At 63.1% G+C, this 14,885-nt stretch carries 11 protein-coding genes; 7 read left to right on the top strand and 4 right to left on the bottom strand.

The genetic code is table 11. From position 1 onward, the window contains the following. Positions 1-197 precede the first annotated feature (197 nt). From ACZIRK_RS39155 to ACZIRK_RS39140, 4 genes are all read right to left on the bottom strand, one after another. Complete coding sequence (locus ACZIRK_RS39155) at positions 198-1,337, bottom strand: ABC transporter substrate-binding protein (protein ID WP_474419323.1); 1,140 nt, start codon at positions 1,335-1,337, stop codon at positions 198-200. Between the two features lie 266 nt (positions 1,338-1,603). Continuing rightward, positions 1,604-3,148, bottom strand: a complete 1,545-nt coding sequence (locus tag ACZIRK_RS39150; RefSeq protein WP_028166582.1) for a SpoVR family protein — start codon at positions 3,146-3,148, stop codon at positions 1,604-1,606. Next, the gene (locus ACZIRK_RS39145; RefSeq protein WP_474419322.1) at positions 3,145-4,416 is read right to left on the bottom strand and encodes a YeaH/YhbH family protein; all 1,272 of its coding nucleotides are present in this window, start codon (positions 4,414-4,416) and stop codon (positions 3,145-3,147) included. The genes ACZIRK_RS39150 and ACZIRK_RS39145 overlap by 4 nt, the downstream gene beginning before the upstream one ends. A 19-nt stretch (positions 4,417-4,435) precedes the next feature. Beyond that, entirely contained in the window at positions 4,436-6,379 is a 1,944-nt protein-coding gene (locus tag ACZIRK_RS39140; RefSeq protein WP_028166580.1) for a PrkA family serine protein kinase, read from the bottom strand. A gap of 485 nt (positions 6,380-6,864) precedes the next feature. Between ACZIRK_RS39140 and ACZIRK_RS39135 the strand changes: the two genes are divergently transcribed. From ACZIRK_RS39135 to ACZIRK_RS39105, 7 genes are all read left to right on the top strand, one after another. After that, the gene (locus ACZIRK_RS39135; protein ID WP_130224451.1) at positions 6,865-7,485 is read left to right on the top strand and encodes a hypothetical protein; all 621 of its coding nucleotides are present in this window, start codon (positions 6,865-6,867) and stop codon (positions 7,483-7,485) included. Positions 7,486-7,545: 60 nt separating this feature from the next. Then, entirely contained in the window at positions 7,546-7,992 is a 447-nt protein-coding gene (locus ACZIRK_RS39130) for a DsrE family protein (RefSeq protein ID WP_130224453.1), read from the top strand. A 211-nt stretch (positions 7,993-8,203) separates the two neighbouring features. Continuing rightward, complete coding sequence (locus ACZIRK_RS39125) at positions 8,204-11,050, top strand: bifunctional transaldolase/phosoglucose isomerase (protein WP_474419320.1); 2,847 nt, start codon at positions 8,204-8,206, stop codon at positions 11,048-11,050. A gap of 65 nt (positions 11,051-11,115) precedes the next feature. Beyond that, positions 11,116-12,108: a phosphogluconate dehydrogenase (NAD(+)-dependent, decarboxylating) gene (gene gnd, locus ACZIRK_RS39120; RefSeq protein WP_130224457.1), complete on the top strand. Its 993-nt coding sequence runs from the start codon at positions 11,116-11,118 to the stop codon at positions 12,106-12,108. A 10-nt stretch (positions 12,109-12,118) separates the two neighbouring features. Continuing rightward, positions 12,119-13,630, top strand: a complete 1,512-nt coding sequence (gene zwf / locus ACZIRK_RS39115) for a glucose-6-phosphate dehydrogenase (protein ID WP_165435092.1) — start codon at positions 12,119-12,121, stop codon at positions 13,628-13,630. A 2-nt stretch (positions 13,631-13,632) separates the two neighbouring features. After that, positions 13,633-14,376: a 6-phosphogluconolactonase gene (gene pgl / locus ACZIRK_RS39110; protein ID WP_474419319.1), complete on the top strand. Its 744-nt coding sequence runs from the start codon at positions 13,633-13,635 to the stop codon at positions 14,374-14,376. A gap of 28 nt (positions 14,377-14,404) precedes the next feature. After that, on the top strand, positions 14,405-14,881 hold the full coding sequence (locus tag ACZIRK_RS39105) for a gluconokinase (RefSeq protein ID WP_474419321.1): 477 nt from the start codon (positions 14,405-14,407) through the stop codon (positions 14,879-14,881). Positions 14,882-14,885: the final 4 nt, after the last annotated feature.

Genomic DNA, 14,885 nt, shown 5'->3' with positions numbered 1-14,885 from the left:
AGAAAAAAAAAAAACACAGAGAAGGGGCCCCCCCCACACCCCCGTATTAGGGGGGGCGGGGGTGGGGGGGGGCCACACACCCCCCAAAGAGGGTGAGAGACGTGCTCGGGGAGGCTCCCCTCACCCGGAATTCAAGCTGCGCTTGAATTCCGACCTCTCCCCGCGTGCGGGGAGAGGTGAAGGCAGAGCGCACGCCCTCACTTGTCGCCGAGCACGTCGCCGAACAGGACCCATGACTTGCCGTCGAAGCGGGCCATCTGGATTTGCCGGATGGGCGTGACGTTGGTCGGCTCGGTCGTCACCTTGATGCCCGGCAGCAGCATCGGCAGTTCGAGGCCGTTGAGGTTGGTGGCCTGTTTGATGATGTTGTCGCGGCTGAGATCGTCCTTGCAGTTCTTCAGCACCGCAGCCATCACGCCGGCAACCGTATAGCCCTGCACATTGAAGAGATCGCCGGGGCTGGCATTCGGCTGATACTTCATCATCCAGGCCGAGAATTCCTTCTGCGCGGGATCGTTAGCCCAGCGCGGATCAGTCGGGTCCTTCAGATACAGGCCAGTAACAACACCGACGGCGTTCTCAAGACCAGCAGGTTCGAGCACGGCGGATACGGAATTGGAGACGGTCGGCAGGATGATCAGCGGTTTCCAGCCCATGCCGGCGGCCTTGCGCAGCGCTTGCGCCGCGAACTTCGGCGTCGCCTCGGCAAAGAACACGTCTGCGCCGGACTCGCGCATCGACACCATCTGGGAATCGATGGTCGGATCGCTGGTCAGATAGGTCGTCTCGGATACGATCTGGCCGACATGCTCGCCGAGCCCTTCCTTGAAACCCCTCAGATAATCCTTGCCGGCGTCCTCGTTCGGCGTGATCACGGCGATCTTGGCGTCCGGCTTGGTCCGCAGAATGTACTTGGCGTAGAGCCTGCCTTCGAGTTCGTAGGTCGGGTTGAAGCCGACGGTCCAGGGGAACTGTTTCGGGTCGTTCCACCGCGTCGCGCCCGATGAGACGAAGAGCTGCGGCACGCGCTTGATGTTCAGGTATTTCTGAACGGCGATGTTGGGCGCGGTGCCGACGGAACTGAACAGCGCAAGCACCTCATCCTGTTCGACGAGCTTGCGTGTCTGCTCCACCGTCTTCGACGGCGAATAGGCATCGTCAAGGCTGTCGAATTCGATCTTGCGGCCGTTGATGCCGCCCTGGTCGTTCAACATCTGAAAATACGCGGCTTCCGCGCGCGCGATGGTGCTGTAGGCCGATGCGGGCCCGCTGTAGGGCGCGGTGTTTCCAAGCTTGATGGTGGTTTCGGCACTGAGCGAAGCTGACATCGTCAGCATCGAGAGCGCGGCGGAGGCGAGAGCGCCCGCCAGACATTTGCGAGTTGTCACGGTCTATTTCCTTTTTGGTTTTTTCGACCGCGCGCACCATACCAATCACGCCAGATGAGGCAATCGCGCAAGAATTCCGCGTGCCGGCAATTCGTGAGACACACGATCGCTGCGTAGCCCGGGTGGAGCGGAGCGTAACCCGGGGACGGCTGCATCTGTATTTACGAGAGGTCCCGGGTTACGATGACGCTTCACCCGGGCTACGGCTTCGACCGCTACGCCACTGCGGGCAGGATGCGCGGGCTCACGACATATTCCTTCAGCACCTTGTCGTGAGTGTCGACCTCGGTGAGAACCACGTCGTAGCTCCAGAGGTCGGCGAGGTGCTGCAGCACGCGACGCGCATCGGTTTCGACCAGTTGCGATCCCTTGACGACGGTATGGCGCAGCATCAGCCGGCGATCGCCTTCAAGGTCGACATCGACGACCTCGATGTTGGGATCGATGAAGCCGACATCGTATTGCCGCGCCAATTCGCGGCGCACCCGGCGATAGCCGCGCTCGTCATGGATGGCATCGACGCGGATGCCAGCGGTCTCCGCGGGATCGTCATGCAGGTGGAACAGGCGCAGGCGCCGTACCAGCCGCGGGCTCAGGAATTGGCCGATGAAGCTCTCATCGCGGTAGTTGGCCCAGACCTCGCGCAACACGCCCATGACATCGCCCCTGCCCGCGATGTCAGGAAACCATTCGCGGTCCTCGTCCTCCGGCTCGGTCACAATCCGCTCGATGTCCTGCATCATCGCAAAGCCGAGCGCATAGGGGTTGAAGCCGGAGAAGCGGGGATCGTCGAATTCCGGCTGGAACACGACGTTGGTGTGCGACTGCAGGAATTCGAGGAAATTGCCGTCGGAAATGCGGTCCTGCTCGTGCAGCCGGTTCATGATGCGGTAATGGGTGTAGGTGGCGGTGCCCTCGTTCATCACCTTGGTCTGGCTCTGCGGATAGAAATACTGCGCGATGTGGCGAACGATGCGCAGCACTTCGCGCTGCCAGGGTTGCAGCCGCGGCGCGGTCTTCTCCAGGAAGTACAGGATGTTTTCCTGCGGCAGCCCGAGCAGGATGCGGCGGCGCTCCGCAGTCAGCGCGGCCCTGGTCTTCGCAGGTCCCGTCGGCACCGTGCGCCAGAGATCGTTGAAGGCGCTCTCCTCATGCGCGCGGCGCTCGCCGGCGCGTTTCTCCTCGGTGCGCAGGTCGAGCTTCTTCTTGCCGGGATAGCGATCGATGCCGTGCGACATCAAGGCATGGGCGGCGTCGAGCGTATGCTCGACCGCCCGCCGGCCGTGGCGATCCTCGCAGTGCGAGATATAGCCCTTGGCGAATTCGAGATAGTCCAGGATGCCGTCGGCATCGGTCCACTGCTTGAACAGGTAGTTGTTCTTGAAGAAATGGTTGTGGCCGAAGGCTGCGTGCGCGATCACCAACGTCTGCATGGTCGCGGTGTTTTCCTCCATCAGGTAGGAAATGCACGGCGAGGAGTTGATCACGATCTCGTACGCCAGTCCCATATATCCTTTGCGGTAGGACGCTTCCTGAAAGGCGAAGTGTTTGCCGAACGACCAGTGTTTGTAGAACAGGGGCATGCCGACCGACGAATAGGCGTCCAGCATCTGCTCGGCGGTGATGACCTCGATCTGGTTGGGATAGACGTCGAGACCGAGCTCCGATTTCGCGATCTCCTCGCAGGCATCGTGGACGCGCTGCAGCGTGCGGAAATCCCAGTCGGCGCCGTCGAACAGCCGCTCCCCTGTCTTCGTCATGGCGTGGCCTTCTCCTGCTTGCCGCGGCGCTTGAACAGGTCCTGGAACACCGGGAAGATCTCGCTACGCTCGCTCACCTTGCGCATCGCGAGCGGCGCGCCCTCGTTGCGCAGGCGCTCGTAAAGGGTCCAGAGCGAGGAGTCCGGCATGTCGAAGGTATAGTTTGCGGCCTCGCCGACCTCGAGATAGGCAAAGAACTGGGTGACCGGGAGGATCTGCTCGGTGAGCAGCCGTCCGGTCAGGAGGCTGTCCGAGGTCATGTTGTCGCCGTCCGAAGCTTGCGCGGCGTAGATGTTCCAGTCAGCCGGTCGAAAGCGGGTGCGTACGATATCGTGCATGGCCTGCAGCGCGCTCGAGACCAGCGTGCCGCCGGAAGCGGGGCCATGGAAGAACGTATCCTCGTCCACCTCTTCGGCGCGATCGGTGTGGCGGATGAACACGATCTCGACGTGGCGATAACGCCGCTTCAGGAACACGTAGAGCAGCATGTAGAACCGTTTCGCCAGGTCCTTCATGTGCTCCGACATCGAGCCTGACACGTCCATCAGGCAGAACATCACGGCTTGCGCCACCGGCTTCGGCACAGTCTCGAAACGGCGGTAGCGGATATCGATGGGATCGATGAACGGGATCCGTTTGGCCTTGGCCTTCAGCGCCGCGATCTGCGCCAACAGTTCGGAGCGTCGCGGCTCCTCGGCCTCCGCCGCCTCCGCCTCGAGCGCGGCGATCTGTTCGGGTCGCGGCCGGCGCAGCGCGACGCGACGCGCCAGCGCGAGCTTGACGGTGCGGCTCACGGAGATGTTCGCGGGCGAGCCCGAGGTGGTGTAGCCGGCGCGATGCAGGCCTTCGCTCTCCGCCTCCGCCAGCTTGCGCTTGGCGAGGTCGGGCAATTCCAGGTCGTCGAGGAACAAATTGACGAACTCGTCGCGGCTCAGGACGAAGCGGAACGCGTCCTCGCTGTCGCCCTCGCCCGGCCCCGTTCCGCGGCCACCGCCCTGGTTCGGACGCGGCAGGATATCGCCTTCGATGAACTTCTTGTTGCCGGGCAGCACCATGTCGCGGGTGCCGCCCTCGCGGCGGAAGCGCGGCTCATCCATGCCGTCGAGCGGTATGGAGATCTCACCGCCTTCCAGCACATCCTTGATGTCCCGGTCCTGCGACGTCTTCTTGACTGCTCCCTGAACCAGGGCCCTTGCGCGCCTCAAGAACCGCTGTCGGTTCTCAAGGCTCTTGCCGCCCGGATTCAGGCGCCGATCGACAATGTGCATCGTCACTTCGCATCCCGCCTCAGCCAGCCTGCTTCACCCGCATATACCATTCGACGAGACGGCGGACCTGCCGCTCGGTGTAGCCACGCTCCACCATCCGCGCGACGAAATCGTCGTGCTTCTTCTCGGTCTCGCCGTCCTTCTTCGAACCGAACGAGATCACCGGCAGCAGATCCTCGACCTGCGAGAAGATCCGCTTCTCGATGACGTCGCGAACCTTCTCGTAGGAGGTCCAGTTCGGGTTCTTGCCGCCATTATGCGCCCGCGACCGCAGCGAGAATTTGACGACCTCGTTGCGGAAGTCCTTTGGGTTGGCGATGCCGGCGGGCTTCTCGATCTTAGTCAGCTCCTGGTTCAGAAGCTCGCGGTTGAGCAACTGGCCGGTGTCGGGATCCTTGAAGTCCTGATCCTCAATCCAGGCGTCGGCGTAATCGACGTAGCGATCGAACAGGTTCTGGCCGTAATCCGAATAGGATTCGAGATAGGCCTTCTGGATCTCGTTGCCGATGAACTCCGCGTAACGCGGGGCGAGATCGGCCTTGATGAATTCGAGATAGCGCTTCTCGACCTCCTCGGGCAGCTGCTCGCGGCGGATCGAGTGCTCGAGCACATACATCAGGTGCACGGCATCGGCCCCGACCTCTGTCGTGTCGTGGTTGAAGGTGGCGGCGAGCACCTTGAACGCGAAGCGCGTCGAGACGCCGTCCATGCCTTCGTCAACACCGGCGGCATCGCGATATTCCAGGACGCTGCGCGCCTTTGGATCGGATTCCTTCAGGCTCTCGCCGTCATAGACCCGCATCTTGGCGAACAGCGTCGAGTTCTCGTGCTTGCGCAGGCGCGACATCACCGAGAAGCGCGCCAAGGTCTCCAGCGTCGCCGGCGCGCAAGGTGCGCTGGCAAGCTCGGAGCCCTGGATCAACTTCTCGTAGATCTTCTGCTCCTCGGTGACCCGCAGGCAGTAGGGTACCTTGATGACGCAGATGCGGTCGATGAAGGCCTCATTGTTCTTGTTGGCCTTGAAGCTCTGCCATTCCGCCTCGTTGGAGTGCGCGAGGATGATGCCGCCGAACGGGATCGCGCCGATATTCTCGGTGCCGATATAGTTGCCTTCCTGGGTCGCCGTTAGCAACGGGTGCAGCATCTTGATCGGCGCCTTGAACATCTCGACGAATTCGAGGATGCCCTGGTTGGCGCGATTGAGTCCGCCCGAATAGCTGTACGCGTCGGGATCGTTCTGCGCGTAGGTCTCGAGCTTGCGGATATCGACCTTGCCGACCAGCGAGGAGATGTCCTGGTTGTTCTCGTCGCCGGGTTCGGTCTTAGCGACCGCGATCTGCCGCAGCCGCGACGGCTGGATCTTGGCGACGCGGAATTGCGAGATATCACCGCCGAAGGCCTCGAGCCGCTTGTAGCACCACGGGCTCATCAGCCCGGTGAGGCGCCGCTGCGGAATGCCGTATTTCTCCTCCAGCATCGGCCCGAGTTGATCCGGATCGAACAGGCTGAGCGGGCTTTCGAACACCGGGCTCAGTTCGTCGCCGGCCTTCAGCACGTAGATCGGATGCACTTCCATCAACGCCTTGAGCCGCTCGGCGAGCGATGACTTGCCGCCGCCGACCGGCCCGAGCAGATAGAGGATCTGCTTGCGCTCTTCCAAGCCTTGCGCGGCGTGACGGAAGAAGCCGACGAGCCGCTCGATCGTGTCTTCCATGCCGTAGAAGCCAGCGAACGCCGGATAGGTGCGCATCGTGCGGTTCATAAAGATACGGCCAAGGCGAGGGTCCTTGGCCGTGTCGATCATCTGCGGCTCGCCGATCGCGGCCAATAGTCGTTCTGCTGCATTCGCATATCGCATCGGATCAGTTCGACACGACTCGAGATATTCCGCCATCGACATATCGCTCTGGCTTCGAGCCTCGAACGACCTAGCGAAAGCGTTGAACAGAGAATCGTTGTACATGATCCCTCTCCACGATATGTTGCGCCGCCTTACGAGAACGAGCCGGTTTGCCGAAACGTTCCTCGAATCATGCTCGACATGCTGGTCCTATTGGACACTCGCCAGCCTCTCTTCCGCAATGCGCGGCGCAAGCAGCTGCTGCCTTATCAACAAGCAGCCAGCCTAATAGTTCATCAAAAACGCGATTTGTCATTTACTTTCTTGGCCATGTAGCTGGTCCGCCACATCCGTGATTCTACCGGAATGCATGCCGGAGGACCGACAAAGACCAGGCTTCCCTGCCATCCGCAAATGCCATTCTGACCGCCTTTTGGCCGCCATCGCGCTGCTCCTTCACGCCTACGAACTGCCACAGGTTTGAACGCATCGGCTTCTGCCGCGACTAAGCCAAACCTGCCGGCACATCGTGACGCTGCGTCGTTGCCGCGCCGATCGAGGTGGCGTGTATCATTTCATATAGATCGCTTGCGTTCGCTGAACAGATCATGAAGCGTATTTTATTCTCCGTTCACCTTGTTGTAGCAGCCGCAATGCTCGCGGGAATTGGCCACACTCGCGCCGAAGATGGCGTCGACAGCGCCAAGACCGCAGCTTTCGACAAGAGGATATTCGCAGGCCCCCCTCGCCGAAAGAGCTACGCCTGCTTCGTGCGCGGTTATGACGCCAATCATCTGACGCAACGTCCGAAGCAGAAAGTGAGCGCGATGAAATTATTGGTGACGGCGGAGAACGCGCGGGAGGAAAAAACCACCAGCCACTCCTTCCGCCTTGGAATTAAGTACCGTCACCGCACCGGCAATTTCGACTCCAGCGGCTTTTGCGGCCATGTTGTCACAGAGGACGCGAGCAATGAAATCCGTTTCGATTGCGGCGTCGATTGTGAAGGTGGCGGTATCAATGTGGCATTGTCGAAAGACGACAAGTCCACCATCATCCGTCTTGAGCGGATCAGGACTTGGAATCGCAACAAGCCGGACCAAGAGGCCGAAGACGCGCTCGTCGCCGGCGCGGACGACAGGCTCTTTCGCGTCGATCGCGCAGGCGCGGAAGAATGTGCCGAGCTTGTGACCGACCGCCGGGAACTCGCCGCCATCAGGCACAAATGATACGCTCGCGAAGTGGATAATACGCTCGTCGGCCAGCCAACTCAATTGAGGGAGGGTGCCATGCATCGCCGCAGCATCTTAGCCGGCGCGCTTACGACTTTAGGCGCCCTAGCCGGCTCACGCGCCCGCGCCGCCACCGAGGCATCGCCTCCCGCCAACCTCAAGGTAGTCTATCACCTGAGCGACCTCGAAAAGGTCGACTTTGTGCTCGGCAACATCCAGAACCATTTCGACGGCGTCGTCGGACCCGAGAATGTGACCATTGCCCTCGTGGTCCACGGGCCGGCGCTGCGCGCGTTCCACGCAGCCTCCGCCAATCCCGACCTGTCGCGGCGCGTTCAGCAATTTTCCGGGGATGGCGTGGAGCTTGCCGCCTGCGGCAACGCCATGAAATCGCAGAATGTCAGCCTGAAGGAGCTCCTCCCCGGCTTCGCGGTCGCCGACAAGGGCGGCGTCGTCCGCCTCGCCGAACTGCAGTCGCAGGGCTACCTGTATCTCAGGCCGTGAACAGTGCACCGCACCGTCATAAAATTGTTCAGAGTTCGCGGTTGCATCGGATCAAATCCGAGGGATCGAACCTGTCAGGGTGGAGTTGTCTCTTTTTGATGCGCATATTCATTTTTGGCAGCCCTTTCCGCCCCGTGTTGACAATCCGGTCTCGCCCCAGAAAGCTGCTGGGGAACCCGTCCACCGACCCGATCGAGCAGAAACAGGCATCATGAACCCCGTCAAAACACTCGAAAACCGCGGCCAATCGGTTTGGCTGGACTTCCTGGCCCGCGGCTTCGTCGCCAAAGGCGACCTCAAGCAGCTGATCGACGAGGACGGCGTCAAAGGCGTCACCTCCAACCCCTCGATCTTCGAGAAGGCGATCGGCAGCTCGGACGAATATGACGGGGCGATCGGCCATGCGCTGAAGAAGGGCGATCGCCCGGTCGCCGAACTGTTCGAGCATCTCGCGATCACGGACATCCAGCACGCCGCCGACGTGCTGCGTCCGGTCTATGACCAGCTCGACGGCAAGGACGGCTTCGTCAGCCTCGAAGTGTCGCCCTATCTGGCGATGGACACCAGGGGCACCATCGCCGAAGCGCGGCGGCTCTGGAAGGAGGTTCGGCGCAAGAACCTGATGGTGAAGGTGCCGGCGACGCCGGAAGGCCTACCCGCGATCGAGCACCTGATCGGCGAAGGCATCAGCATCAACATCACGCTCCTGTTCTCGCAAAAGGTCTATCTCGAGGTCGCCGAGGCCTATCTGAAAGGCCTGGAGAAGTACGTCGCCGGCGGCGGCGACCCCTCGCATATTGCGAGCGTGGCGAGCTTCTTCGTCAGCCGTATCGACACCGCCGTCGACAAGCAGCTCGACGACAAGATCGCGAAGGCCAACGATCCCACCGAGAAGGAGCGGCTGGCGTCGCTGAAGGGCAAGGTCGCGATCGCCAACGCCAAGCTGGCGTACCAGGATTACAAGCGGATCTTCGCCGGTCCGCGCTGGGAAAAACTGATGGCAAAGGGTGCCAAGCCACAGCGGCTCTTGTGGGCCTCGACCGGCACCAAGAACAAGGACTACAGCGACGTTCTTTATGTTGAGGAGCTGATCGGCCCCGACACGGTCAACACCGTGCCGCCGGCAACGCTCGACGCCTTCCGCGACCACGGCAAGGTGCGCGACAGCCTCGAGGAGAACATCGAGGACGCGCGGAGCGTGCTCGATGAACTGGAAAAATCCGGGATCTCGCTGGATGCGATCACCGCCGAACTGGTCAAGGACGGCGTCAGGCTGTTCGCCGATGCCGCCGACAAGCTCTATGGCGCCGTCGCGTTCAAGCGCGCCACCTCGCTCGGCACCGGCATCGACGGCCAGAAGCTCAAGGTCGGCGGCGAGCTTGCCAAGGCCATCGAAGAGAATACCGAGGAATGGCGTGCCTCGGCCAAGGTCCGCCGGCTCTGGCAAAAGGACAAATCGGTCTGGACCGGCGAGGATGAGGACAAATGGCTGGGCTGGCTGACCAGCCCGGCGAAGGCCGACATCGCCGACTACGAGGATTTCGCCGAGCGCGTGAAGGGCCAGAAATTCACCGACGCGGTCGTGCTCGGCATGGGCGGCTCCAGCCTGGGGCCGGAGGTGCTGGCGGAGACCTTCGCCAAGAAGGCAGGCTTCCCCAAGCTGCACGTGCTCGATTCCACCGACCCGGCGCAGGTGCGGGCGATGGAAGCGGCGGTCGATATCTCGAAGACGCTGTTCATCGTCTCCAGCAAATCCGGCGGCACCACCGAGCCGAACGTGATGAAGGACTATTTCTTCGACCGCGTCTCCAAGACGATTGGCGCCGCCAAGGCCGGCCACCGCTTCATCGCAGTGACCGATCCCGGCTCGTCGCTGGAGAAGACCGCAAAGCGGCAGGGCTTTGCCCGCATCTTCTACGGCGAGCCCACGATCGGCGGCCGCTACTCGGTGCTCTCCCCCTTCGGCCTGGTGCCGGCGGCAGCCGCCGGCGTCAATGTCCGCACCCTGATCAAGCATACGCTGTCGATGGTGCGCTCCTGCGGCGCCGACGTGCCGCCGCACGAGAACCCGGGCGTGCAGCTCGGGCTCGCGATGGGGCTCGCCGGCCTCGAAGGCCGCGACAAGGTGACGATCACCTCGTCCAGGAAGATTGCCGATTTCGGCGCCTGGGCCGAGCAGTTGATCGCCGAATCCACCGGCAAGGACGGCAAGGGCCTGATCCCAATTGACGGCGAGACGCTGGCCGAGCCGGCTGCCTATGGCGACGACCGCTTCTTCATTGATCTCCGCACCGAGGGCGAGGACGACGCCGAGCATGACGCCCGGCTGGCCGCGCTGGAGCAGGCCGGCCATCCCGTGGCCCGCATCGTGCTGCCGTCGACCGACCATATCGGCCAGGAGTTCTTCCGCTTCGAGATCGCGACGGCGGTCGCAGGCTCGGTGCTCGGCATCAACCCGTTCAACCAGCCGGATGTCGAGGCGGCCAAGATCAAGACGCGCGAATTGACCGCAGCCTTCGAGAAGTCCGGATCGCTGCCAGCCGAACAGCCGGTGGTCTCCACCGCCGAGGCCGACCTCTACACTGACGCCCACAACGCCGCCGAGCTGCGCAAGGCCGGCGCCGACGGCACTCTCGGCTCATGGCTCAAGGCGCATTTGTCGCGCTCGCACCGCGGCGACTATGTCGCCCTGCTCGCCTATATTGAACGCGACAAAGCGTTCATCGACGCGCTGCAAAAAATGCGGCTTGCCGTGCGTGACAGCAGGCATCTTGCCACCTGCGCCGAGTTCGGTCCGCGCTTCCTGCACTCGACCGGCCAAGCCTACAAGGGCGGCCCCGACAGCGGCGTGTTCCTGCAGATCACCGCCGATGATGCTGCGGACCTGCCGGTACCAGGCCAGAAGGCGAGCTTCGGCGTCATCAAGGCAGCGCAGGCGCGCGGCGATTTCGACGTCTTGACCGAACGCGGCCGGCGCGCGCTGCGCGTCCATCTCAAGGGCGGACTCGGCCCGGCGCTAGCCACGCTGGACGCCGCACTTAACGAAGCCCTCAACTAGAGCATGGTCCCGAAAAACCGGACACTGGTTCTCGGATCACGCTCAACAGTCAAGGACATGACAACATGCAGCTCGGCATGATCGGCTTGGGGCGGATGGGTGGCAACATCGTCCGCCGGCTGATGGCCCACGGCCATACCGCCGTGGTCTACGACAAGGATCCGAAGGCGGTCGCCGCGCTTGCCGCCGACGATGCCTTAGGCTCCGCCTCGCTGGAGGAATTCGTGCTCAAGCTGGAGCAGCCACGCACCGCCTGGGTGATGCTGCCGGCCGGCAAGATCACCGAAGCGACGATCGAGGCGCTGTCCAAGCTGATGCAGCCGGGCGACACCATCATCGACGGCGGCAACACGTTCTGGCAGGACGACGTCCGCCGCGGCAAGGCGCTGAAGGAACGCGGCCTGCACTATGTCGACGTCGGCACCTCCGGCGGCATCTGGGGCATCGAGCGCGGCTACTGCATGATGATCGGCGGCGAGAAATCCGTCGTCGACCGGCTCGACCCGATCTTCAGCGCGCTCGCGCCCGGCCTCGGCGACATTCCGCGCACCCCGCACCGCGAGGGCCGCGATCCCCGTATCGAGCAGGGCTACATCCATGCCGGCCCGGTCGGCGCCGGGCATTTCGTCAAGATGATCCATAACGGCATCGAATACGGTCTGATGCAGGCCTATGCCGAGGGCTTCGACATCCTCAAGAATGCGAGCAGCGAGGCGCTCCCGGCGGATCATCGCTTCGATCTCGAGATCGCCGATATCGCCGAGGTCTGGCGCCGCGGCAGCGTGATCCCGTCCTGGCTGCTCGACCTCACCGCGATCGCGCTCGCCGAGAACGCCACCCTCGATAATTATTCCGGCTTCGTCGAGGATTCCGGCGAGGGCCGCTGGACCGTCAATGCCGCGATCGACGAGGCGGTGCCTGCGGAAGTGCTGACGGCGGCGCTGTTTGCCCGCTTCCGCTCGCGCAAGGACCACACCTTCGCCGAGAAGATCCTCTCCGCCATGCGCGCCGGTTTCGGCGGCCACCGGGAGCCGCCACAAAGCGCCAAGAAGAGCTAGGGAAGGCCTAATGATGACGAACGGTCACGCGCAAAAGAAACCCGACCCTTGCTCCTTCATCATCTTCGGCGTCACAGGCGACCTCGCGCACCGACTGGTGATCCCTGCCCTCTATAATCTCGCCGCGACCAATTTGTTGCCCGACAGATTCTGCATCGTCGGCGTCGCCCGCGGCGGCATGTCGAACGAGGAATTGAACGCGAGCCTGATGAAGGGATTGCGCCAGTTCGCGACCCGTCCGGTCGATGAGACCGTCGCCAAACGCCTGTTCGAATGCGTCACCGCAGTGGAAGCCGACCCGAAGGATCCCGACTCCTTCGACAAGATGGCGAGCGAACTCAAGGAAAGGGAAGCGGCGCGCGGGACCGGCGGTAACAGGCTGTTCTATTTGGCCACTCCGCCGGGCGCCTTCCTGCCGATCACCAAGCAATTAGCCCGCACGGGCATGCTGGCCGAAAACGGCTATTGGCGGCGGATCGTGATCGAGAAACCGTTCGGTACAGACCTCGACTCGGCGAGGCACCTCAATGCCGAGTTGCTGAAGCTCGTCGACGAGCACCAGATCTACCGGATTGATCATTACCTCGGCAAGGAAACCGTCCAGAACATCCTGGTGCTGCGCTTTGCCAACGGCATGTTCGAGCCGATCTGGAATCGGAATCATATCGACCACATCCAGATCACCGTCGACGAGAAGCTCGGCGTCGGCCATCGCGGCAGCTTCTATGACTCGACCGGCGCGCTGCGCGACATGGTGCCGAACCATCTGTTCCAGCTGATGTCGCTGGTGGCAATGGAGCCGCCGATCCGCTTTGACGCGCATTCGGTGCGCACCGAGAAGGCCAATGTGCTGGCCGCGATCCAGCTCCAGAGCGAACAGGAAGCGCTGCACAATTCGGTGCGGGGGCAGTATCGCGGCGGCAACATCGGCGACACCGTGATCGAGGACTATTGCAAGACCACGGACGTCAAGCCCGGCAGCGCCACCGAGACCTACGCCGCGCTCAAGCTGATCATCGACAATTGGCGCTGGGCCGGTGTGCCGTTCTACCTGCGCACCGGCAAGGCCTTGGCCGCCAAGCGCACCGAGATCGCCATCAAGTTCAAGCAGGCGCCGTTCGCGATGTTCCGCGACACGCCGATCGACCAGCTCTCGCAGAACTACCTCGTGATCTCGACCGAGCCGACCGAGGGCATCGAGCTGCAGTTCAACACCAAGGTTCCCGGCCCGACCATCGACATCGACGGCGTCGAGATGAAGTTCCGCTACAAGGACTACTTCAAGGCCGAGCCGTCCACCGGCTATGAGACGCTGATCTATGACTGCATGATCGGCGACAATATCCTGTTCCAGCGCGCCGACAGCGTCGAGGCCGGCTGGCAGGCCGTGCAACCCTTCCTCGATGCCTGGAAGAAGGCTGGCGGCGCCGGCCTGCAGCCCTACAAGGCCGGCTGCGAGGGGCCTGAGGCGGCCAACGCGCTTCTGACCCGCGACGGCCGTAGCTGGCGAAAGCTGAGCTGACCATGACCGCCGTCGGTCGCCGCCAGATCATCACCGTCGCCGATCCCGCGGCGCTGGCGAAGGCCGCCGCTGAGCGGGTGCTGGCGCGGATTGCCGCGAACAGCGGCCGGATCGCGATCTGCCTGACCGGCGGATCGAGCCCGAAAGCGCTTTACCAATTGCTCGCGACCGAGCCCTACCGCGCCAGGATCCCGTGGGACCGCGTGCACTGGTTCATCGGCGACGAGCGCTTCGTGCCGGCTGGCGATCCCAGGAACAACATGGCGATGGCGCGCGCGACATTCCTGGATCGCTACGCGCCCGCCCCCCACATCCATCCGATCCCGACCTATGCCGCCAGCCCCGATGAAGCGGCGGAGCGCTATGCGCGCGAGCTGCAATCGTTCTACGGCGCGGAAGATCTGGACGCCGCCCGTCCGCTGTTCGATCTGGTGCTGATGGGTGTCGGGCCGGATGGACACGCCGCCTCGCTGTTTCCGAACTACCCCGCGATCGAGGTGATCGACCGTTGGGCGGTCGGCATGCCCAAGGCCAATGTCGAACCGTTCGTGCCGCGCGTCAGCCTGACCCTGCCGACGCTGGCTTGCTGCCGCGAAATGCTGTTCGAGGCCGCAGGCAAGGAGAAGCGCGCAATCCTGACCCGCGTCTTCGCCGGCGAGAACCTGCCGGCGAACCGCGCGCAATCGATCGGCGAGACGGTCTGGTTGATCGACGAGGCGGCGCGGCCGGAGAATTTTAGTGGCTGATCCGGCAACCCTCTGCGCCCTCGTCGTGATGGGCGTCTCCGGCTCAGGCAAGAGCACGATCGGCGAGACGCTCGCGGGGCGGCTCGGCTGGCGTTTCGAGGACGGTGATCGCTTTCACCCCGCAAGCAATGTCGCGAAAATGAGCGCAGGCCAGCCGCTCACCGATGACGATCGCCGCCCCTGGCTGCAGGCAATCGCCGATGAGATCGACCGTGTCTGCAAGGCTGGCGAGCGCCTGGTGGTCGCCTGCTCGGCGCTGAAGCGCGCCTACCGCGACATCCTGCTGCATGGACGCAGTGACGTCGGCATCGTCTTCCTCGACGGCACCGAGGCGCTAATCGCGAGCCGGCTCGCCCATCGCAAGGGCCATTTCATGCCGCCGGGCCTCCTCGCCAGCCAGTTCCAGACCCTGGAGCCGCCGGGCTTGAGCGAACATCCGATCACCGTCTCGATCGACGCGACGATCGAGACCATCGTCGACGCCATCATCCGCCAAATGAAGTAGCCCC

Source organism: Bradyrhizobium sp. Leo114 (assembly GCF_055229415.2).
Note: the sequence above shows the minus strand (reverse complement) of the source record. Positions and strands in the feature narration are given on the sequence as shown.

Excerpts from the sequence above, each read along its gene's own strand:
- gnd (WP_130224457.1), top strand. The coding sequence starts at position 11,116 with ATGCAGCTCGGCATGATCGGCTTGGGGCGGATGGGTGGCAACATCGTC.
- ACZIRK_RS39150 (WP_028166582.1), bottom strand. The coding sequence starts at position 3,148 with ATGACGAAGACAGGGGAGCGGCTGTTCGACGGCGCCGACTGGGATTTC.
- ACZIRK_RS39140 (WP_028166580.1), bottom strand. The coding sequence starts at position 6,379 with ATGTACAACGATTCTCTGTTCAACGCTTTCGCTAGGTCGTTCGAGGCT.
- ACZIRK_RS39105 (WP_474419321.1), top strand. The coding sequence starts at position 14,405 with ATGGGCGTCTCCGGCTCAGGCAAGAGCACGATCGGCGAGACGCTCGCG.
- ACZIRK_RS39155 (WP_474419323.1), bottom strand. The coding sequence starts at position 1,337 with ATGCTGACGATGTCAGCTTCGCTCAGTGCCGAAACCACCATCAAGCTT.
- ACZIRK_RS39135 (WP_130224451.1), top strand. The coding sequence starts at position 6,865 with ATGAAGCGTATTTTATTCTCCGTTCACCTTGTTGTAGCAGCCGCAATG.
- ACZIRK_RS39145 (WP_474419322.1), bottom strand. The coding sequence starts at position 4,416 with ATGCACATTGTCGATCGGCGCCTGAATCCGGGCGGCAAGAGCCTTGAG.
- pgl (WP_474419319.1), top strand. The coding sequence starts at position 13,633 with ATGACCGCCGTCGGTCGCCGCCAGATCATCACCGTCGCCGATCCCGCG.
- ACZIRK_RS39125 (WP_474419320.1), top strand. The coding sequence starts at position 8,204 with ATGAACCCCGTCAAAACACTCGAAAACCGCGGCCAATCGGTTTGGCTG.
- zwf (WP_165435092.1), top strand. The coding sequence starts at position 12,119 with ATGATGACGAACGGTCACGCGCAAAAGAAACCCGACCCTTGCTCCTTC.
- ACZIRK_RS39130 (WP_130224453.1), top strand. The coding sequence starts at position 7,546 with ATGCATCGCCGCAGCATCTTAGCCGGCGCGCTTACGACTTTAGGCGCC.